A 17,464-nucleotide genomic window follows, 5' to 3' on the forward strand; every position below is an offset into this window, starting at 1 on the left:
GCTCACCCCGGGGCGGCGGGCCCGCTGAGGGCGAGCGCGCCGTCCGGGCCGAGGGTGACGTGGACGCCGTAGCCGATGCGGTCGAGGGTCGTCCGCAGCCAGCCGCGGGCCTCCGCCGGCGCCGGCTCCAGACGCATACGGCGGGCCAGCAGGGGCTCCATGCGCAGCCCGGCGAGTTCGCCGGTGTCCGCCGTCAGGGTCACGAAGTAGGCGATGCGCAGGTCGTCGCGGTACTGCTCGTAACCGGGGATGCCCTCGTAGTCGTCGATGAAGTCGCCGCAGCCGTGCAGGATCAGCCGGCCGCCGTAGACCTCGACCGCCCGCGGGTGGTGCGAGGAGTGGCCGTGGACGACATCGGCGCCGCCCTCCACGAGTGCGTGGGCGAAGCGGCGCTGCTCGCGGGGGACCGGATAGCCCCAGTTGGAACCCCAGTGCACGGACACCACCACGAGGTCGCCGGCCCGCTTCACCTGCCGTATCCGCCGGACCGCCGCGGCGGCCGTGGCCGGCGACAGCTCGGGCACATAGGCGACACCGGGCCGGTCCCCGGTCGCCGCCCAGCCCGCCGGGACACCGCTGTCGGCGGCGCCCAGCGCGAAGACCAGCAGGCGCCCGCCGTGACGGAGCGGCAGTGCCACCGGCGCGTACGCCTCCTGCGCGCCGCGTCCCGCGCCGGCGGTGCGCAGGCCCGCCCCGTGCAGCACGTCGAGGGTCTCCTTCAGGCCCGCGCGGCCGAAGTCCTGCACATGGTTGTTGGCCAGGACGCAGACATCGGGCCGGGCCACCGTCAGGGCCGGCAGGTTGGCCGGGTGCATGCGGTAGTGGACGGCCTTGCCGGGCTCGAAGGCGTCACTGCGCGTCACGGACGTCTCCAGGTTGACGATCCGCACGTCCGGGCCGCCCGCCTCCAGCAGCCGCAGCGCCTCGCCCCACGGCCACGACGCGTCCACGGGAGCCGGGATCGAGCCGCTCACCGATTCCGCCATGCGCACGTAGGCGCGGGCGTCGGTGACGTACCCCTCCCGCAGCACCGGGTCACCGGGCCGGGCCAGGATCTGGTCGACGCCGCGTCCGAGCATCACATCGCCGCAGACGAACAGCGTCACCGTGCCGCCGTTCATGCCTCCACGGTACGAGTCCCTCGCCTCGCCGCCGACCTGTGCCCCTCATACGTCCACGGTCACCGCGCAGGACCATCCGTACGGATCCGGCCCGATGTGCAGCCCGTGCCAGGAGACACCTCTCGGGTCGATGCCGGTGACCCGCACGTCGGTGAGTTCGGCGAGAGCCAGCCGTACGTCGAGTTCGCCCTCCGCGGCGTCGGCCTCCAGGTCCACCGGGACCCGGCCGTCCTCGTCGAGGCGTACGGCGACCTCGTCGAGGAGCGCCGTCAGGAGCCCCTCGTCGGTGTCCTCGGCGAGCCGCACCCGCTCCACCGAGGTGGGTCGTACCGTGGTGACGTCCGCGAAGCACTCCACCATCCCCAGCGCGGCCTCCACCAGACACCGCTCGCGACTCACCCCCCACGCCTCGATCCGTACGTCGTCCGTGTGCGGCACGGCCCGATGCCCGCTCTCGCCGCGCCGCCGCGCCTGAATGACGTCGTCCGTGTCGCCGACCATCGGCACCACCTGATCCACCGAGTCGTCCCCGAGGAGTGCTACACGGACAGGGGTACCCGGCACGGGGCACGGTGTACCGCCGCCGAGGCCGAAGGAGCCGACATGCCGGACATGGAGCAGGACGAAGCACGCTCGCGGTTCACCGCGGCACAGGTCGCACGACTGGCGACGGTCGACCCGGAGGGCCGGCCGCATCTGGTGCCCGTCGTGTTCGCGTCGGACGGCGACGAGATCGTCACCGCCGTGGACGCCAAGCCGAAGCGGTCGAAGGGGCTCAAGCGGCTGCACAACATCGCCGTGCGGCCGGCTGTGTGCCTGCTGGCCGACGCGTACGACGCGGACTGGGACCGGCTGTGGTGGGTCAGGGCGGACGGCGGCGCCCGGGTCCTGCCGCCCGACGCGGCCGACGAGGCCGCGCGCGCCGAGTACGCCGACGCCGTGGAGCTGCTGCGGCAGAAGTACCCCCAGTACTGGCAGGAGCCCCCGGAGGGGGCGGTCATCGTGGTCACCGTCCTGCACTGGAGCGGCTGGCGGGCCGTGTCGGGCGGCCGGTGATCCCACCGCTCGGCGGTCCCGCAGCGGCAGACCCATTGACCTTGGCCATCCACGAACATCATCTCCGTCCTCATATGTAGACCATGTCTTTATATGAGGATCACATTCAGTGAGGTGAACGTACGCGGCCAGGCGGCGTTCAAAGGAGAACTGAGACATGCCGCTCGTGGTGGTCGGGATCAGCGTCCTGGTCCTGCTCGTCCTGATGACCAGGTTCAAAAGGAGTACTTCAACCTGTCCGTCCTCGACGCCGTCAAAGCCCGCACCACGTACACGACGGTCCTCGCGATCCTCGGGTCTCGGCGGCGTCCTGGTCCTACGTCGTCGTCCTGGAGGACTCCGAGGGCCGCACCGGCCTCGGCGAGGTACCCGGCGGGGAGAAGATCACGCGGACCCTGCGCGACGCCGACCCGGTCCGCGTCGCCCAGCTGTGCAACGCGATGGGGCTGACCTGGGGTTGCCACTCCAACAACTACTTCGACATCTGCTGAGGAAGGCGTGATTCGGTCCGGCCGGCCGTCCGGCCGGGACGACGCCGTGGGCATGCGGTACCTGGTCGAGGGCTGGAGATTCGACGCGAAGCGGCCCTGCCTCGTGCGCTGAACCGCCGGCGGACGGAGGTCAGAGAGCGAAGACTCGGCGGGCGTTGCCGTGCAGGAACAGCTCCCGCGTCTCCTCGTCCAGACCCAGGGTGTCGAGGTGCTCCAGGGCCCGACTCGGCGTGATCATCGGGTAGTTGGAGCCGAACAGCACCTTGCGGCGGCCCCTTCCGCGCAGGTACTCCACCAACTCCGGCGGATAGCGGCGGACGGTGTAGGCGCTGGTGTCGATGTGGACGTTCTCGTGCTTGTCGGCGACCGCGATCATCTCCGTCGTCCACGGGTAGCCGATGTGCCCGCACACGATCGTCAGCTCGGGGAAGTCCAGCGCCACCTGGTCGATGTAAGGGATGGGCCGCCCGGTCTCCGACGGCCGCAGCGGGCCGGTGTGCCCCACCTGGGTGCAGAACGGCACACCGAGGTCGACGCAGGCCGCGTACAGCGGGTAGTACAGCCGGTCGGTGGGCGCCAGCCCCCACAGCCACGGCACCACGCGCAGCGCCACGAACCCCCGTTCCTCGACGGCGCGCCGCAGTTCCCGCACCGCCGCCATCGGGCGGGCGAGGTCGGCGCCCGCCACCCCGCGCAGCCGTCCACCGGCCTGCTCGACGAAGCCGGCCACCTCGTCGTTGTCGACCAGCGGTCCCTGCGGCCCGTACCAGGCGGACGCGAGACCGATCTCCACGTCCGCGGCCTCCAGGGCCGCCACCGTGACCTCGACCGGCAGCGGCTTCTCCAGCCGCTCCATGCCGGTCCACCGGCGCAGCGACTCGAACATCTCGTGGTTGGCGTGGCGCGGGGTCGGGTGCTGCATCCAGGCGTCGATCACGGGCATGGGGCGGCCTCTCTGCGCGGGCGCGGGAGCGCAGGGTCTCGCGCACGACCTCACTTCACCAGTGAAGTGAGCATGGCGCCGCCCCGTCGGGTCTGTCAACATCGGTCCATGTCCGAGCCCGATCAGCGTCTGTACTTCCTGCTCCAGCGAGCGGCACACCAGCTGCGCATCGCCTCCGACCGGCGACTGGTGGCCGTCGCCGGGATCACCACGGCCCAGCTCGGCGCGCTGTACGCGGTTCGTGACGAACCCGGCATCACCCAGCAGGGGCTGGCCCGCGTCCTCGGACTGCGCGAGTCCGCCGTCACCGGACTGGTCGGCCGGCTCACCGCGGCCGGCCTGGTCGTCAAGCGGCCGCATCCGCATGAACACCGGTCGGTGGTACTGGAGTTGACCGACGAGGGCGCCACCGCGCTGGACGCCGCGCAGCCCGAGGTCGACCGCTTCAACGCCGAGGCACGGGCGCTGCTCGGGGAGGAGGGGTTCGCACGGACCGCGGCGGCGATGCGTGCGCTGGCCCGATGGGAGTCGCCTGACGCGGGCGGGTGACCGGCGCACCCGGAACACGCTGGGGCAGAGACTTCATGCGGCAGGCCCCGGGCTTCGAGCGGATGCTCGTGGACGACGCCGTCGGCCTGGTGAATTTCTGGTTCTCGGTCTCCCAGGGCGAGCGGCGCACCCGCGTCACAAGCCTCCCCGGACAGCACACCTAGCCGCGGGGGAGCACCGTCACGCGACGGAAGTTGCAGGTGTTGCCCGCAGTCCGCCCGGCGGGAGCGGGCCGCTGCTGATGGGCCTTGAGTGCGGCACTGACCAGGCTCATCAGCAGATCGACGTCCGTGTCGCAGTCGAGGTGCACGGTCACCCAGTCCGACCCCGGGACGAGCCGGATCGCGGTGGAGACCTGGAGATCGTCGTGCAGTCGCCGGATGGCCGGAACGGTCAGATGCAGGTCCACGTCCCGGTCGGAGTGGACGTGCACGATCTCGCTGTGGACGGTGCGCAGTGCCCGCCCGGTGCCGCAACCGGCCGGGCCCGAGACGAGGTCGGGCCAGGCCTGCAGTTGTTCGATGGCACGTTGGGCCAGTGTCATGGCCCCATAGTCACCCGATCACCGCTTCGCAACCAGAGGTTGAGCGATTCGTAACCGGTGTGTGAGGTGTCTGACAGCCGCGCGCCGCGGCTGTGAGCAGACCGAGGGGCATGCTGATCACCTTTTCTTCCGGCGTGGGGGGAGCTACGAACGGTGGGGGGTGGGATCGGGGGAGTGGTCAGCCGGCGACCGCGGCCGGCGGTGCGCCCTCGTGGGCGGCCCGCAGCACTGCGAGTACGCCGTCGGCCGTCACCGGCCGGGGGTTGGCGTACGCCTGGTTCGTGGCCTGCTCGGCCGCCGTCGCCAGGTCGGCCTCGGTGAGGCCCAGTTCGGCGAGCGAGCGGGGCGCGCCGAGGCGTCCGGCCAGCTCCCACAGGGCCGTCGGCGCTTCGGCCGCGTCCAGCACGCGGGCCACGGCGGCTGCCGCCTCCGGGGCCGCGGAGGCGTTGTACGCCAGGACGTACGGCAGCACCACCGTGTGCGTCTCGGCGTGCGGCAGCGCGAAGGTGCCGCCCAGGACATGGCAGAGCTTGTGATGCAGACCCATGGTGGTCGCGCCCAGACAGGACCCGCACAGCCAGGCCCCGTACAGGGCACGCCCGCGCGCCTCCCGCGACGCCGGGTCCGAGGCCACCGCCGGGAGGGCCCCTGCCATCGCCCGTACGCCCTCCTCGGCCATCAGCGCGACCAGCGGTGAGGTGTCCGGCGCGTACAGGGCCTCGACGGCGTGCGCGATCGCGTTGACGCCGCTGGTCACCGAGAGCGGCACGGGCAGCGAGAGGGTGAGCTCGGGGTCGTAGACCACGCTGCGGGGCAGCACCTTCGCATCGCGGCCGGTGCGCTTGACGCCGTGCTCGGTCAGGCCCCACACCGGGGTCATCTCCGAGCCGGAGTACGTGGACGGCACGGCGATCAGCGGCAGGCCGGTGCGCAGCGCGATCGCCTTGCCCAGCCCGATCGACGAACCGCCGCCCACGGCCACGCACCCGTCGGCGCCGACCGCGCGGCCCGCCCGCACGGCGGCGTCCGCGACCTCGGCGGGCACATGCATCCTGGCCCCCTCGTACAGCCCGGCGCACGCCGGACCGAGCGCGTCGGCGACCGCCCGCGCGGTGTCCGCGCCCCGCGACCCGCACACCACCAGCACCCGCCGCAGCCCCAGCCGTTCCACCTCGCCGGGCGTCGCCGACACGGCCGCGCCGGCGCGGAAGACGACCCGCCCGGGCCGGCACTCGTAGGAGAAGTCGAGGGCGTCCGTCACGACGGCTCCAGCACGAGGTCGAACCGAGCCTGCCGGAACGGGTTGGCCACGCCGAACTCCGCTGCCGCGGACGGATCGTCGACGGCGGCGAAGTCGGTGACGAGGCCCGGCTTGACGGCGAACACCGCGTCCGAGTCCAGGTAGTCGCTGCCCGCCACGAAGATGTGCGTGGTCACCGGGGTGTGTCCGGTGGCGGAGGCGATGAAGTGGATGTGCGCGGGCCGGTAGGGGTGCCGCCCGGTGGCCCGCAGCAGCCCGCCGACCGGGCCGTCCGTCGGGATCGGATAGGGGCTCGGCACGCACGTGCGGAACCAGAACCGGCCCTCGCCGTCCGCGGTGAACAGACCGCGGCCGTTGCCGGCGGGCTGTACGTCCGGCTGCTGCACGTCGTAGAAGCCGTTGCCGTCGGCCTGCCAGACATCGACCACCGCGCCGGGCAGCGGGGTGCCGTCCCGGGACAGCACCCGCCCGCTGACCACGCACTGCTCTCCGCCGCCCACGAGGTCGATGTCCGCGCCGAGCTCGCGCACGGGCGTGGCGGTCATGTGGAAGGGGCCCAGGACCGTCGACTCGGTGGTGCCGGGACCGTGCCGGTCGTTGATCGTCTCCACCAGCATCGACAGGCCGAGCACGTCGGACAGCAGGATGAACTCCTGCCGGGTGTCCGTGCACATCCGCCCGGTCGCCGTCAGGAACCCGATCGCCCGCTCCCACTCCTCCCGCGTCAGCCGTGTCTCCCGGGCGAAGGCGTGCAGATGCCGCACGAGCCCGGTGAGCAGCTCCCGCAGCCGCGGATCGTCGGTGTCCCGCAGAGCGGCGACGACCTCGTCGGTGACTGCCGGCCCGTCCGCCATGTCCGCTCCCTCTCCGTCGTCCTGTGCGCCCGTCCCATCCGTGCCCGAATCGGTCGCACTCATCCCAGCCGCGCTCATCCCGGTCGTGCCCCTCAACCGTGCCCGAGAACGCGCCGCAGTGCGTCCGTGAGCAGCGGCTCGGCCTCCGCGGTCGCGTCGGCGTGCCGGAAGGCCACACAGCCGTCGGGGCGGACGAGGAGAGCGCCCGCGTCGGAGATCCCGCTCAGGGCGGCCCGGTCGCCGTAGGGGTCCTCGTGCTCCTGACCGGGGTCGACGACGACCGGAGCGATGTCGAGGGACCGGGCGTGGGCAGCCCGCAGCCACGCCTCGCCACCTATGCCGGTGAGCAGCGTGAAACGGCCCTTGCCGACGGTGTCGAGGGTGGACAGCGTGCGCGTCCCGGAGGTGATCCAGGCGTGCGGGAGCTTCGCGCCGGGGCGGGAGGACGGCTGGTGGTGCAGCTCCGGATCGCGGGCGCAACCGGGGTCCGGGCTGCCGTCGGGGACGATCGCTTCGGACGTGTAGCGCTGGTTGTTCCTGCGCCTCCTCGACACCCTCGCGGCCCGCTCGGTGACCCTGCCCGCACTGCGCGAACGCCCCGAGGACATCCGGGAGTTGCTGCCCGCCCTCACGCCCGGGCGGGCACCGGGCAGCCCTCCGCCGACCTGGACGCCGGACGCGCTGCGGGCGCTGGAGCGGCATCCATGGCCCGGGAACGTCACGGAACTCGCCCATCTCGTGAGGGCGTTGGCGGGCCGGTGTCGGGTCTTCGGACCGGTGCGGCGCGGTGAACTGCCCGATCCCGTCCGTGCAGGACCCGCGGGACGCACCCTCAGTCCGATGGAGCGGGCCGAACGGTCCGCGATTCTTGAGGCGCTGCGCCGGCACGGCGGCAACAAGGCGCGCGCCGCGGCGGCGCTGGGAATCGGCCGCGCCACCCTCTACCGGAAGCTGCGCGAGTACCAGGGCCGGGACGCCCCGGGCGGGCCGAGGCCCTGAGCGTCCCTGACCTGCGAGGTGTTCAGCGGGCTCCGGTCCAGTTGTGCGCGACGTCGACGACGACGCGACCGTCGGTCACCCACACCCGGAACGGCAGCCGCGCGCGGACGCCGAGCCCGATCTGCGTGTCCCCCTCGAAGCTGCCCACGAACCGCGCGTCCCGGAACGTGCGGTACCCCGTGAGGTTCACGCCCGTCAGACGCTGACCGGCCTTCGCGGGATACGTGGGCTTCCCCGTGGCGGGGTCGTACGCGGGCGCCGCCACGCGCACCTCCAGGACGGCGCCGCCGCCGACGGTGATCTGCCGGCCAGAGCCGTCCTGGTAGAGACGGCTGACGTACCGGACGGAATAGCCGAGTTCACTGCTGCCCGCGCCGGGGACGTCGACGACCATGCGGTCGAAGCAGGCGTGCCGGCCGGTCCTGATGTTCGTCATCGGCTCCGACGTGGCGGCGGAGCGGGTCTCGGCCAGGCTGCCCCAGCCGGTCGGACAGGCGGTGGCCTGCGCGGTGGTGCCGGCGGTGGCTTCGGCCGGGACCGCCGCGACGCCCAGTGTGGCGACCATGAGTGCTGCCGTCGCCCAAGCGGTTCTTTTTTGTACCATTGCGTCCCCCGAGAGGTGATGTGCCTGATATTAGGGGAGACAACCGTCTTGGCCCAATGGTTGCACGGTTATGGAGCCCGGTCGTCCGGACTTTCCCGCGATCGGCGGCCGATTGGGGAACCCGTGCCGGACCTGGGACGTTCTACGAGGGGCGGCCGTGATCGGCGGTGGCGGAAGACCTGTGCGAAGACCTACCGGGGGCGATGTGACGCGGTTACTGGTCGTAGGGGGCGGAATCGCCGGCACCGGGGCGGCACTGGCCCTGCACAAGGCCGGACACGACGTCGCCGTGTACGAGGCGCACCCCGACTCCGCGGAGGACATCGGCGCCTTCCTCACCCTCGCGAGCAACGGCATGCGCGCGCTGGCGGAGGTCGACGCCTCGGCGGCGGTCACCTCGATCGGCTTCCCGCTGACCTCGATGCGCGTCCTCGACGACTCGGGCGCCGAGGTCGCCCAAGTCCCGCTCGGTGAAGCCGGAACACCGCATCTGCGGTACCGGTGCGTGCGACGAGGTGACCTGAACGCCGCCTTGCAGGCCGAGGCCACCGGCCGGGGCATCGGCATCCGGCACGACACGCGCCTGGTCTCCGTCGACGACGGCCCGCAGAGCGTCACCGCCCACTTCGCCGACGGCACCACGGCGACCGGCGACCTTCTCATCGGCGCCGACGGCCTCAACTCCACCGTCCGCGGACTCACCGCGCCCGACAGACGGCCGACCTACTCCGGGCAACAGGTCTTCTACGGCTGCACCCGTCAAGCGCCCCCGGCGGCCCGGCCCGAGACCATCACCATGGTGCGCGGCAGCACCGTCGCCTTCGGGTACGCGGTCTCGCCCGACGGTGAGACCTACTGGTTCGCACGCGTCGCCGGCGACCCCCTGGCCGCGGACGACATCGAGCACGCCACCCCGGCCCGCCTGCGCGACCTGCTGCTGCCGCTGGTGAGCAAGGACGCCACCCCGGCCGCGGACCTCGTCGGCGCCACCTGCGACGACCTCATGGTCACCAACGCCACCGAACTGCCCATCGGCACACCGTGGCGCACCGGCCGGAGCCTGCTCATCGGCGACGCGGCCCACGCGGCGTCCCCGGCCACCGGGCAGGGCGCGTCGATGGCGCTGGAGGACGCCGTCGTCCTCGCCAAGTCCCTGCGGGACACACCGGACACGGACGCCGCGCTGTCCCTCTACGAGACCCTGCGCCGCCCCCGGGTGGAACACAACGTCACCGTCAGCGGCAGCATCTCCCGTGGCGCCCACGACCCGTCCGACCGCCGCCCCGGCGGCGGCGCCCCGCCCCGGCCCGGTGACGACGAGCTCGCGGGGCACCTGGAGTGGGACACCGCGCTGCGGCTGCCCGCGACTTGAGTCGATGCAGTGGCCAACCGGCGCAACCCCGCAGCGCGCAGGCCCCTCATAGAGGTCGAACCACCCCGGGTTCGCCGAGAGGAGCGCCTGTTGGCCCGTCAGTTGTCCCGTCGACAGTTCGTGGTCTACTCGCTCGCGGCGACCACCCTGACCGTCGCGGCACCGCTCGGCTGCGACGGCTCCACCGCCGAGGGCGCCGAGAACGCCGCCGACGGCGCGGACGGCGCACGCCGCTCGTCCGACGTCCTGGCCACCGGAACCGACGAGGAAATGCTGGTCCTGGAGGTCACCCGGGCCAACAAGGTCGTCGTAAGGCTGCCTCGCGTCGAGGTCGGCCAGGGCGTCACCACCGCCGTCGCCATGATGATCGCCGAGGAACTCGACGCCCGGCTCGCCGACGTCGAGATCCCGCTCGCGGAGGCCCGCGGCAAGGGCAACCAGTTCACCGGCGGCTCCAGTTCGGTCAGCTCGCTGTACGGCCCGGCCCGGCAACTCGCCGCCATGGCGCGCGCCAAGCTGGTCACCGCGGCCGCCCGGCGCTGGCACGTCCCCGCCCGGACGCTGCGCACCCGCGGCACCCGGGTCGTCGCACCGGACGGCCGCATGGCCACCTTCGGTTCGCTGACCAGGAGCGCCGCCCCGATCACCAGACCCACCGTGCCGGCCACGCCCAAACCGGCGTCCCAGCACCGGCTGATCGGCCGGCCGACGAACCGCATCGACGCCCGCGACATCGTCACCGGGAAGGCCGAGTACACCGGCGACCTCGCGGTGGCGGGAGCGAAGCCGACGGTCGTGGCCCGGCCGCCGACGCTCGGCGGGAAGATCGTCTCGGTCGACTCAACGGCCGCCCGCGCCATGCCCGGCGTCCACGCGGTCGTCCGGTTCGCCGGCGGTGTCGCCGTGGTCGCGGAGACCTTCCACCACGCCTTGCAGGCCCGCGACGCCCTGCGGATCAAGTGGGCGCCGGGACCGCTGGCCGGTGTCTCCGACAGCCAGATCCGCTCCCGGCTGCGCGCCGCCGTCCCGGAACTGGGGAACCCGCCGAGCGGATCGGCGCAGACCGAGGCCGAGTTCGAGTTCGCCTTCGTCAGCCACGCACCGATGGAGGTCCTCACGGCCGTGGCGGACGTACGGCCGCAGCGGGCCGAGATCTGGTTCTCCTCCCAGACGCCCATGTCCGCGCGGGAGGACATCGCCTCGACGATCGGCGTGCCCGCGTCGAAGGTGCGGATCCATGTGATGCGCGGCGGCGGCTCGTTCGGCCGACGGCTGAACCACGACGCCGCGATCGAGGCGGCCGTCATCTCCAAGAAGGCGCGCCGCCCGGTGAAGCTGATGTGGAGCCGGACCGACGACATCCGGCACGGCCGGATGCGTCCGGCCTCCCACCACCGCGTCCGCGCCAGCCATGCCCAGGGCCGCGTGGTGGCCTTCGCGCACGCGACCGCCTCGGTCAGCGAGTCCCTCGACGCCCGGGGCCTGTCCGCCCAGGGCGGCGCGCGCTCCGCCGCAGACGCCCCGGCGGCGGCACCGCTCCCCAGTGACAGCGGCCTCTACAACTTCGGCCGCCTCTCCGGCGACTCGGGATCCATCGAACTGGCGGTACCCCTGGGCGCCTGGCGCTCGGTGGACTCCGGCACCGTCCGTACCGCCGAGGAGATCGTCGTCGACGAGGTCGCCCGCGCCCTCGGCCAGGACCCGGTGGACGTCCGCCGTACGACACTGCGGAGCAAGGCGGTCAAGGCCGTACTGGACAAGGTCGCGACCGCCGGGAAATGGGGCCGGACCCTGCCCGCGGGGCATGCCCAAGGGGTCGCCGTGCACGAGGAGTACGGCTCCTGCGTGGCCTGCCTCGTCGAGATCGACGCCGTCGACCCGAAGAACCCGAGGGTGACCAAGGTGGTGATGGCGGCCGACGTCGGAACCGCCGTCAACCCGCGCGGACTCGAGGCCCAGCTCATGGGCACCGCCGTCGACGGGATCTCCACCGTGCTGAGGGCCGGACTGCACATCGACAAGGGCGCCGTCCGCGAGAGCAGCTTCGCCGACTTCCACTACGCCCGCCAGCGGCACGCCCCGCAGCACTTCGAGGCGCACATCCTGCCCTCCCGGCGCGAGCCCGGCGGAGCCGGTGAACTCGGCGTCCCCGCCGCGGCCGGAGCCGTCGCCAACGCCTATGCGCGGGCGACCGGCACCAAGCCGCGCCGCTTCCCCCTGAACTTCTGAGCCACCCCAAGAGAAGGTCTCCATGCCCTCCTACTCCTTCACCCTCAACGGCAAGCGGGTCACCGTCGAGGCACCCGCCGACATGCCCCTGCTGTGGGTGCTGCGCGACCTGCTGAACGTCACCGGCCCCAAGTACGGCTGCGGCGTGGGCGCCTGCCGTGCCTGCACCAGCCATCTCGACGGCGACGAGATCCAGCCCTGTGTCGTCAAGGTCGCCGACTGCGCGGGCCGCGAGGTCACCACCATCGAGGGCCTCGCCGACGGCGACCGGCTGCACCCCGTGCAACAGGCCTGGCTCGACTGCGACGTCGCCCAGTGCGGCTTCTGCCAGCCGGGCCAGATCATGGCCGCGGCCGCCCTGCTGAAGAAGACACCCAAGCCGGCGGACGCCGACATCGACAGGATCGAGAACGTCTGCCGGTGCGGCACCTACTCCCGGATCCGCGAGGCGATCGGGAAGGCAGCCGCCAACGGCTGACCCGGCCACGGCCCCGGGCCGCCGTACGCTGAGGCCCGTGCACAACAGCTTCGAAGGCCCGGGCGCCATGGCAGCGCGGCTCACCGGGTGCGCGGTGACCGGTGAACGACGTCTGTCCTCGACGCTCGCCGAAGTCACCCTCGACGGCGGCCGGGTGGTCATGGTCAAGCGCGGCGACGGCGAACGGGCCGCGCAGGCCGAGGCGGCCGGACTGCGCTGGCTCGCCGAGGCCGGCACCGTGCATGTCCCGGCGGTGCACGGCCGGGATGCCCGATGGCTGGTCACGGACCGGGTGGCGACCGGCCGGCCCGATGCCGGGGCGGCGCAACGGCTCGGCCGTGAACTGGCGGCCCTGCACGCCTCCGGGGCAGGCGCGTTCGGCGCCCCACCGCCGGGCGGCCCCGAGGAGGCGTACATCGGTCTCGCCCCGATGCGCAACGTCACCGGCGACGACTGGCCCCGCTGGTACGCCGAGCACCGGGTCCTGCCGTATCTGCGCAGCGCGGTCGACGAAGGGACGATCCGCGGTGCCGAGGCGCCCGTCGTCGAGCGGGTCTGCGAACGGCTCCCCGAACTGGCCGGCCCCGCCGAGCCGCCCGCCCGGCTGCACGGCGACCTCTGGAACGGCAACGTCCTGTGGGGCGCCGACGGCCATGCCTGGCTGATCGACCCGGCCGCGCACGGCGGGCACCGCGAGACCGACCTGGCCATGCTCCACCTCTTCGGCTGCCCCCACCTCGACCGGATCCTCGACGGCTACCAGGACGCCGCGCCCCTCGCCGCCGGCTGGGCCGACCGCATCGCCCTGCACCAGCTGTTCCCGCTCCTGGTGCACGCCGTGCTCTTCGGCCGCGGCTACGCCGAACAGGCCCTGGCGGCAGCCGGATCGGCCCTGACGGGCTGACCGGGCGAGGCGGTGCGCGTCACTCGGCGCCGCGCACGGGGCGGCCCGTGAACGCGTCCAGCAGGAGCCGGTCGCCGAGCGGTCGGTCCAGTTCGACCGTCACGTTCTCGGCCAGCAGTTGTGACGTACAGAGCCCGTCCCTCGTTCCGACCATGTAGCCGGACAGCACCACGCCGCCGTCCGTCTCCAGGACGTCCACGGCCGGCCCGTCGTCGCATGCCCCGTGGTGGGCCCGCACGGTGACGGACCGGCCGTCGGCGGCCACCCCGACCACCCGGTCGAGCTCCCACAGTTCGGCGGTGGGGGAGCCGACCGGTCCGATGGGCGGCTTCGGAGGCCGCGACGGGCCGAGGGCGACACGCTTGAGCGGAGTGTCGTAGCCCTCGATCGTGAACAGCCAGGCCGGGACGGTGGCCGGGCCGCGACTGGTGGCCAGTGTCGTCTCGCCCAGCTTCGCCCCGGTCACGGTGAGACGCGGCCCGGGACCGTCGCTGCCGTCCAACCTGTCGTACGTCGCCCGTGCTTCCATGAGGGGGAGGGTCAGCGAGTCGCCGTCCCGCCAGGTCACCTTGCCGTCCTTGCGCGAGGTCCTGGGAAGGTCGCCGCGCAGGGTGAAGTTCTGGGTGAGGTACGCCTCCTTGTCGTCGCCGCTGTGGAAGGCGCCGTCGGGCAGTTGCACCGGGTCGCCCAGCGGGTAGTAGCCTGCGCGCCAGGTCTCGGCCGCCGACGAACCGTCCCATGCCTTGGCCACCTCGAGCGCGCGGGGCCTGGTGTCCGGCGCCGGCTCGGACGCGCCCGAGCCTTTCGAGCCGTCGCTGCACCCGGCGGCGAGCAGGCCGAGGGCGGCGAGGGACAGGACGGTGCGGGAAGCGGTCGTAGGCATGGGAACCCCCGAGTGGACGGCGACGAGCCGGTCGGGGCGGTGTCGGCGCGCCGCCCGACACTGAGACGCACGAAGCGCGCGCCGCGTTCGGTCAGACCAGGGACTGCGTGCCGACCACGGCCAGCAGCGCCAGGCGCTCCGCGTCCTCGGTGCCAGGTGCGGCCGTGTAGACCATCAGCCGCAGATCGCTGCCCGCCACGACGAGGATGTCGCAGTCCAGGGTCAGCGGTCCGACCTGCGGATGTTCGATGACCTTGTGGCCGGTCTCGTGACGACCGACCGTGCCGGTGTCCCACAGCTCCGAGAAGCGCGCGCTGTTCGTACGCAACTCGGTGATGAGCCGCCGCAGTTGCGGGTCCGACGGGTAGCGGCTCGCGGTCGTGCGCAGATCGGCGACGAGGTCGGCCTCGAACGCGGCCCTCTGCCGCGGGGTCTGCCGGGCCCGGCCGCGGGGGCCGAGGAAGGCCCGCCATACGCCGTTGCGTTCGAAGCCGCGCCATCCGGAGGGGTCTCCCATGAGCGCGGCGTAATGGGGGTTGGCCAGCAGCAGCGTCCAGGTCGCGTCGTAGACCCCGACGGGAGTGCCGTTCAGCCGGTCCAGCAGGCGCTGCACGCTCGGCGTGATGTGGGCGGGGACCGTGTCCGGGCCGGGCGGCACCAGGCCGGCCAGCCGGAACAGGTGCGCGCGCTCGTCCGCCGACAGCCGCAGCGCCCGGGCCAGGGCCTCCACGATCTGCCCGGACGGATGGCCGGCCCGGCCCTGTTCGAGGCGGGTGACGTAGTCGACCGAGATGCCGGCCAGCAGCGCCAGTTCCTCCCGGCGCAGCCCCGCCGCACGCCGGTGCCCACCCGCGGGCAGACCCGCCGACTCGGGCGTGACCCGGTCGCGCCAGCGGCGCAGGGCCTGTCCGAGTTCCGTCGCCGTCATGCCCTCAAGTGAACACCGTCGGGCAGAGGCGTGCCTGGTACCAGCAGTCCCAGGAAGACGGGACGGCTGGCTGACCCATGCGCTGCGCAGCACGCTGAGGACATGACGACAACACTCATCACCGGAGCGAACAAGGGACTCGGCTTCGAGACCGCGCGTCGGCTCACCGAAGCCGGTCACACCGTCTACATCGGTGCCCGGGACGCCGAGCGCGGCCGCCGCGCCGCCGAACGGCTCGGTGCCCGGTTCGTCCAGCTCGAAGTCACCGACGACGCCTCCGTCCAGGCGGCCGTGAAGACCGTCGAGGCCGACGGCGGACTCGACGTCCTGATCAACAACGCCGGGATCGAGGTCAGGGGCGAGAACAACGGCATCCCCGCCGCCGCTGACACCACCGCCGACGAGATACGCACGGTCTTCGAGACGAACGTCTTCGGCGTCGTCCGAGTCCTGCACGCCTTCCTGCCGCTGCTGCGGAGGTCCACGGCGCCCGTCGTGGTGAACGTCAGCAGCGGCCTGGCCTCGCTGACCGCACTGTCCGCCCCGGACTCGCCGGCCCACTTCTACCAGGCCGTCTCGTACCCGGCCTCGAAGACGGCGGTCAACATGATCACCGTGCAGTACGCGAAGGCGTTCCCGCAGATGCGGATCAACGCCGTCGAGCCCGGCTTCACCGCCACGGACCTCAACGGGCGCACCGGCACCCAGACCGTCGCGGAGGGCGCCGAGGTCATCGTCCGGATGGCACAGGTCGGCCCCGACGGCCCGACCGGCAGCTATGTGGACATCGACGGGCCACTGCCCTGGTGACAGACGACGTCAGATGACGGCGTCGGCGCGCAGGGCCGCGATCTCCTCGCCGGTACGGCCGAGTTCGGTGAGGATCGCCTCGGTGTGCTCGCCCACCGCGGGCACCGGATCCATGCGCGCGGGCACCCCCGCGAGGTCGGCCGGCGGCAGCAGGGCCCGCGCGGTCGCGCCGCCGGGCACCGCCACGTCGCGCCAGCGGTCGCGGCCGGCCAGCACCGGGTGGTCCAGGAACGCGGCGACGTCGTTGACCCCGGCACAGGCGATGCTGATGGACTCCAGGTCCTTGAGGATCTCGTCGGCGTCGGAGCGGGCGCAGCGCTCGGCGACGACGGCGTTGAGCTCCTCGCGGTGGGCGACGCGGGCCGAGCTGGTGGCGAAACGCGGGTCGTCGGTCAGGTCGGCCCGGCCGAGGAACTCCGCGCACAGCACGGCCCACTCCCGCTCGTTCTGGATGGAGAACAGCACCTCCTTGCCGTCGGCGGCCGGGTAGGCGCCGTACGGGGCGAGGGTGGGGTGCTGGGTGCCGAGCCGGGGAGGCTGGGTGCCGCCGTACTCCGTGTAATAGGCGGGCTGGCCCATCCACTCCGCCAGCGCCTCGAACAGGGACACCTCCACCGGGTGGGCCGTGCCGGTGGTGGCGCGCGTGAACAGGGCGGTGAGGATGCCGCTGTAGGCGTACATCCCGGCGGCGATGTCGGCGACGGAGATCCCGACGCGTGCGGTCTCCTCGGCGGTCCCGGTCAGGGACACCAGGCCGGTCTGGCACTGCACCAGCAGGTCGTACGACTTGCGCCCGGCCCACGGCCCGGACGTGCCGTACCCGGAGATCGTGCACGGGATCAGCCGGGGCCACCGCTCGCCGAGTGCCTCCACACCGAGGCCGAGACGGTCGGCGGCGCCCGGCGCGAGGTTCTGCACGAACACGTCCGCCGTGTCCAGGAGCCGGTGCAGGATCTGAAGGCCCCGCGGGGCCTTCAGATCCAGCGTGAGGGACTCCTTCGACCGGTTGAGCCAGACGAAATAGCTGGACTGCCCATGAACCGTGGTGTCGTACCGCCGGGCGAAGTCCCCGTCCCCGGGCCGCTCGACCTTGATCACCCGCGCCCCGAGATCGGCCAGCTGCCGGGTGGCGTAGGGGGCCGCCACGGCCTGTTCGAGGCTGACGACGGTGATGCCGGACAGGGGGAGACGGGGCGCGTTCATGAGGCCATTCGTACGGCCCCGGACAAGATCCCGTCAACGGCTACCGGGAGAGGACCGCGACACCGGCATCTGGATGCGTGCGACGGCGGCCGTGGTGTCGCGTCAGACCGGCACCCGGAGCGTCTCGACGGCCCGGACCAGCGGCGCCAGTTCGGGGTTTTGCGCTGCGGCGTCCAGGGCCTCGCGCAGCGCCGACTGGTTGGTCGGGCGGGCCTCCTCCAGCAGCTCGAGGCCG

18 protein-coding genes and 3 pseudogenes are annotated in these 17,464 nt (G+C 72.8%); 9 read left to right on the forward strand and 12 right to left on the reverse strand.

All coding sequences use genetic code 11. From position 1 onward, the window contains the following. Positions 1–2: 2 nt before the first annotated feature. Complete coding sequence (locus AC3ETA_RS18745; protein WP_432194044.1) at positions 3–1,121, reverse strand: CapA family protein; 1,119 nt, start codon at positions 1,119–1,121, stop codon at positions 3–5. A gap of 45 nt (positions 1,122–1,166) precedes the next feature. Beyond that, positions 1,167–1,622 carry an archease gene (locus AC3ETA_RS18750; RefSeq protein WP_432194045.1) on the reverse strand — a complete coding sequence of 152 codons (456 nt, stop codon included), beginning with the start codon at positions 1,620–1,622 and terminating at the stop codon, positions 1,167–1,169. 102 nt (positions 1,623–1,724) lie between these two features. On the opposite strand from AC3ETA_RS18750, the gene AC3ETA_RS18755 reads away from it, so the two are divergent. Next, positions 1,725–2,177 carry a TIGR03668 family PPOX class F420-dependent oxidoreductase gene (locus tag AC3ETA_RS18755; RefSeq protein ID WP_432194046.1) on the forward strand — a complete coding sequence of 151 codons (453 nt, stop codon included), beginning with the start codon at positions 1,725–1,727 and terminating at the stop codon, positions 2,175–2,177. 621 nt (positions 2,178–2,798) lie between these two features. Here the strand turns inward: AC3ETA_RS18755 and AC3ETA_RS18760 are convergent. After that, on the reverse strand, positions 2,799–3,611 hold the full coding sequence (locus tag AC3ETA_RS18760; RefSeq protein ID WP_432194047.1) for an amidohydrolase family protein: 813 nt from the start codon (positions 3,609–3,611) through the stop codon (positions 2,799–2,801). 108 nt (positions 3,612–3,719) lie between these two features. On the opposite strand from AC3ETA_RS18760, the gene AC3ETA_RS18765 reads away from it, so the two are divergent. Next, entirely contained in the window at positions 3,720–4,160 is a 441-nt protein-coding gene (locus AC3ETA_RS18765) for a MarR family winged helix-turn-helix transcriptional regulator (RefSeq protein ID WP_432194048.1), read from the forward strand. A gap of 26 nt (positions 4,161–4,186) precedes the next feature. Beyond that, positions 4,187–4,300 (forward strand): annotated as a pseudogene (locus tag AC3ETA_RS18770) (polyphosphate kinase 2); the annotation flags it as partial. A gap of 20 nt (positions 4,301–4,320) precedes the next feature. On the opposite strand, the gene AC3ETA_RS18775 reads toward AC3ETA_RS18770, so the two are convergent. The 4 genes and pseudogenes from AC3ETA_RS18775 to AC3ETA_RS18790 all read right to left on the reverse strand — a co-directional run. After that, on the reverse strand, positions 4,321–4,704 hold the full coding sequence (locus AC3ETA_RS18775; RefSeq protein ID WP_432194049.1) for a luciferase domain-containing protein: 384 nt from the start codon (positions 4,702–4,704) through the stop codon (positions 4,321–4,323). 178 nt (positions 4,705–4,882) lie between these two features. Further along, the gene (locus tag AC3ETA_RS18780; RefSeq protein ID WP_432194050.1) at positions 4,883–5,965 is read right to left on the reverse strand and encodes a maleylacetate reductase; all 1,083 of its coding nucleotides are present in this window, start codon (positions 5,963–5,965) and stop codon (positions 4,883–4,885) included. Beyond that, positions 5,962–6,819 carry an intradiol ring-cleavage dioxygenase gene (locus AC3ETA_RS18785; protein WP_432194051.1) on the reverse strand — a complete coding sequence of 286 codons (858 nt, stop codon included), beginning with the start codon at positions 6,817–6,819 and terminating at the stop codon, positions 5,962–5,964. Before AC3ETA_RS18785 ends, AC3ETA_RS18780 begins: the two co-directional genes overlap by 4 nt. 92 nt (positions 6,820–6,911) lie before the next feature. Further along, a pseudogene (locus AC3ETA_RS18790) lies at positions 6,912–7,352 on the reverse strand (aromatic-ring hydroxylase C-terminal domain-containing protein); the annotation flags it as partial. A 4-nt stretch (positions 7,353–7,356) separates the two neighbouring features. Between AC3ETA_RS18790 and AC3ETA_RS18795 the strand changes: the two are divergent. Beyond that, positions 7,357–7,818, forward strand: coding sequence for a helix-turn-helix domain-containing protein (locus tag AC3ETA_RS18795; RefSeq protein ID WP_432194067.1), 462 nt, complete (start codon positions 7,357–7,359; stop codon positions 7,816–7,818). 22 nt (positions 7,819–7,840) lie between these two features. Here AC3ETA_RS18795 and AC3ETA_RS18800 read toward each other — a convergent pair whose 3' ends face one another. Then, complete coding sequence (locus AC3ETA_RS18800) at positions 7,841–8,422, reverse strand: AMIN-like domain-containing (lipo)protein (RefSeq protein WP_432194052.1); 582 nt, start codon at positions 8,420–8,422, stop codon at positions 7,841–7,843. A gap of 205 nt (positions 8,423–8,627) precedes the next feature. Here AC3ETA_RS18800 and AC3ETA_RS18805 point away from each other — a divergent pair, with 205 nt between their 5' ends. The 4 genes from AC3ETA_RS18805 (at position 8,628) to AC3ETA_RS18820 (ending at position 13,405) form a co-directional block, all read left to right on the forward strand. Beyond that, positions 8,628–9,794 (forward strand): FAD-dependent oxidoreductase, encoded by a 1,167-nt coding sequence (locus AC3ETA_RS18805; protein ID WP_432194053.1) that lies wholly within the window; start codon positions 8,628–8,630, stop codon positions 9,792–9,794. A 120-nt stretch (positions 9,795–9,914) separates the two neighbouring features. After that, positions 9,915–12,023, forward strand: coding sequence for a xanthine dehydrogenase family protein molybdopterin-binding subunit (locus AC3ETA_RS18810; RefSeq protein ID WP_432194068.1), 2,109 nt, complete (start codon positions 9,915–9,917; stop codon positions 12,021–12,023). 22 nt (positions 12,024–12,045) lie between these two features. Next, positions 12,046–12,501: a (2Fe-2S)-binding protein gene (locus AC3ETA_RS18815; protein ID WP_432194054.1), complete on the forward strand. Its 456-nt coding sequence runs from the start codon at positions 12,046–12,048 to the stop codon at positions 12,499–12,501. Positions 12,502–12,568: 67 nt separating this feature from the next. Beyond that, entirely contained in the window at positions 12,569–13,405 is an 837-nt protein-coding gene (locus tag AC3ETA_RS18820; protein ID WP_432194069.1) for a fructosamine kinase family protein, read from the forward strand. A gap of 19 nt (positions 13,406–13,424) precedes the next feature. Here AC3ETA_RS18820 and AC3ETA_RS18825 read toward each other — a convergent pair whose 3' ends face one another. Both AC3ETA_RS18825 and AC3ETA_RS18830 read right to left on the reverse strand, forming a co-directional pair. Then, complete coding sequence (locus AC3ETA_RS18825) at positions 13,425–14,288, reverse strand: hypothetical protein (RefSeq protein WP_432194055.1); 864 nt, start codon at positions 14,286–14,288, stop codon at positions 13,425–13,427. Between the two features lie 91 nt (positions 14,289–14,379). After that, a complete protein-coding gene (locus AC3ETA_RS18830) occupies positions 14,380–15,216 on the reverse strand; it encodes a helix-turn-helix transcriptional regulator (RefSeq protein ID WP_432194056.1) in 837 nt (278 codons plus the stop codon). Positions 15,217–15,318: 102 nt separating this feature from the next. On the opposite strand from AC3ETA_RS18830, the gene AC3ETA_RS18835 reads away from it, so the two are divergent. After that, positions 15,319–16,026, forward strand: a complete 708-nt coding sequence (locus tag AC3ETA_RS18835; RefSeq protein ID WP_432194057.1) for an SDR family NAD(P)-dependent oxidoreductase — start codon at positions 15,319–15,321, stop codon at positions 16,024–16,026. A 9-nt stretch (positions 16,027–16,035) separates the two neighbouring features. On the opposite strand, the gene AC3ETA_RS18840 is transcribed toward AC3ETA_RS18835, so the two are convergent. Then, a complete protein-coding gene (locus AC3ETA_RS18840; RefSeq protein WP_432194058.1) occupies positions 16,036–17,229 on the reverse strand; it encodes a CaiB/BaiF CoA transferase family protein in 1,194 nt (397 codons plus the stop codon). 102 nt (positions 17,230–17,331) lie between these two features. Continuing rightward, a pseudogene (locus tag AC3ETA_RS18845) lies at positions 17,332–17,464 on the reverse strand (MarR family transcriptional regulator); the annotation flags it as partial.

The organism is Streptomyces sp. bgisy027, assembly GCF_057710365.1.

Bases quoted from the DNA above. Each gene is read 5' to 3' on its own strand.
- AC3ETA_RS18825 (WP_432194055.1), bottom strand. From the start codon at position 14,288: ATGCCTACGACCGCTTCCCGCACCGTCCTGTCCCTCGCCGCCCTCGGC.
- AC3ETA_RS18820 (WP_432194069.1), top strand. From the start codon at position 12,569: ATGGCAGCGCGGCTCACCGGGTGCGCGGTGACCGGTGAACGACGTCTG.
- AC3ETA_RS18775 (WP_432194049.1), bottom strand. From the start codon at position 4,704: ATGACACTGGCCCAACGTGCCATCGAACAACTGCAGGCCTGGCCCGAC.
- AC3ETA_RS18765 (WP_432194048.1), top strand. From the start codon at position 3,720: ATGTCCGAGCCCGATCAGCGTCTGTACTTCCTGCTCCAGCGAGCGGCA.
- AC3ETA_RS18840 (WP_432194058.1), bottom strand. From the start codon at position 17,229: ATGAACGCGCCCCGTCTCCCCCTGTCCGGCATCACCGTCGTCAGCCTC.
- AC3ETA_RS18835 (WP_432194057.1), top strand. From the start codon at position 15,319: ATGACGACAACACTCATCACCGGAGCGAACAAGGGACTCGGCTTCGAG.
- AC3ETA_RS18785 (WP_432194051.1), bottom strand. From the start codon at position 6,819: ATGGCGGACGGGCCGGCAGTCACCGACGAGGTCGTCGCCGCTCTGCGG.
- AC3ETA_RS18760 (WP_432194047.1), bottom strand. From the start codon at position 3,611: ATGCCCGTGATCGACGCCTGGATGCAGCACCCGACCCCGCGCCACGCC.
- AC3ETA_RS18755 (WP_432194046.1), top strand. From the start codon at position 1,725: ATGCCGGACATGGAGCAGGACGAAGCACGCTCGCGGTTCACCGCGGCA.
- AC3ETA_RS18815 (WP_432194054.1), top strand. From the start codon at position 12,046: ATGCCCTCCTACTCCTTCACCCTCAACGGCAAGCGGGTCACCGTCGAG.
- AC3ETA_RS18750 (WP_432194045.1), bottom strand. From the start codon at position 1,622: ATGGTCGGCGACACGGACGACGTCATTCAGGCGCGGCGGCGCGGCGAG.
- AC3ETA_RS18830 (WP_432194056.1), bottom strand. From the start codon at position 15,216: ATGACGGCGACGGAACTCGGACAGGCCCTGCGCCGCTGGCGCGACCGG.
- AC3ETA_RS18745 (WP_432194044.1), bottom strand. From the start codon at position 1,121: ATGAACGGCGGCACGGTGACGCTGTTCGTCTGCGGCGATGTGATGCTC.
- AC3ETA_RS18800 (WP_432194052.1), bottom strand. From the start codon at position 8,422: ATGGTACAAAAAAGAACCGCTTGGGCGACGGCAGCACTCATGGTCGCC.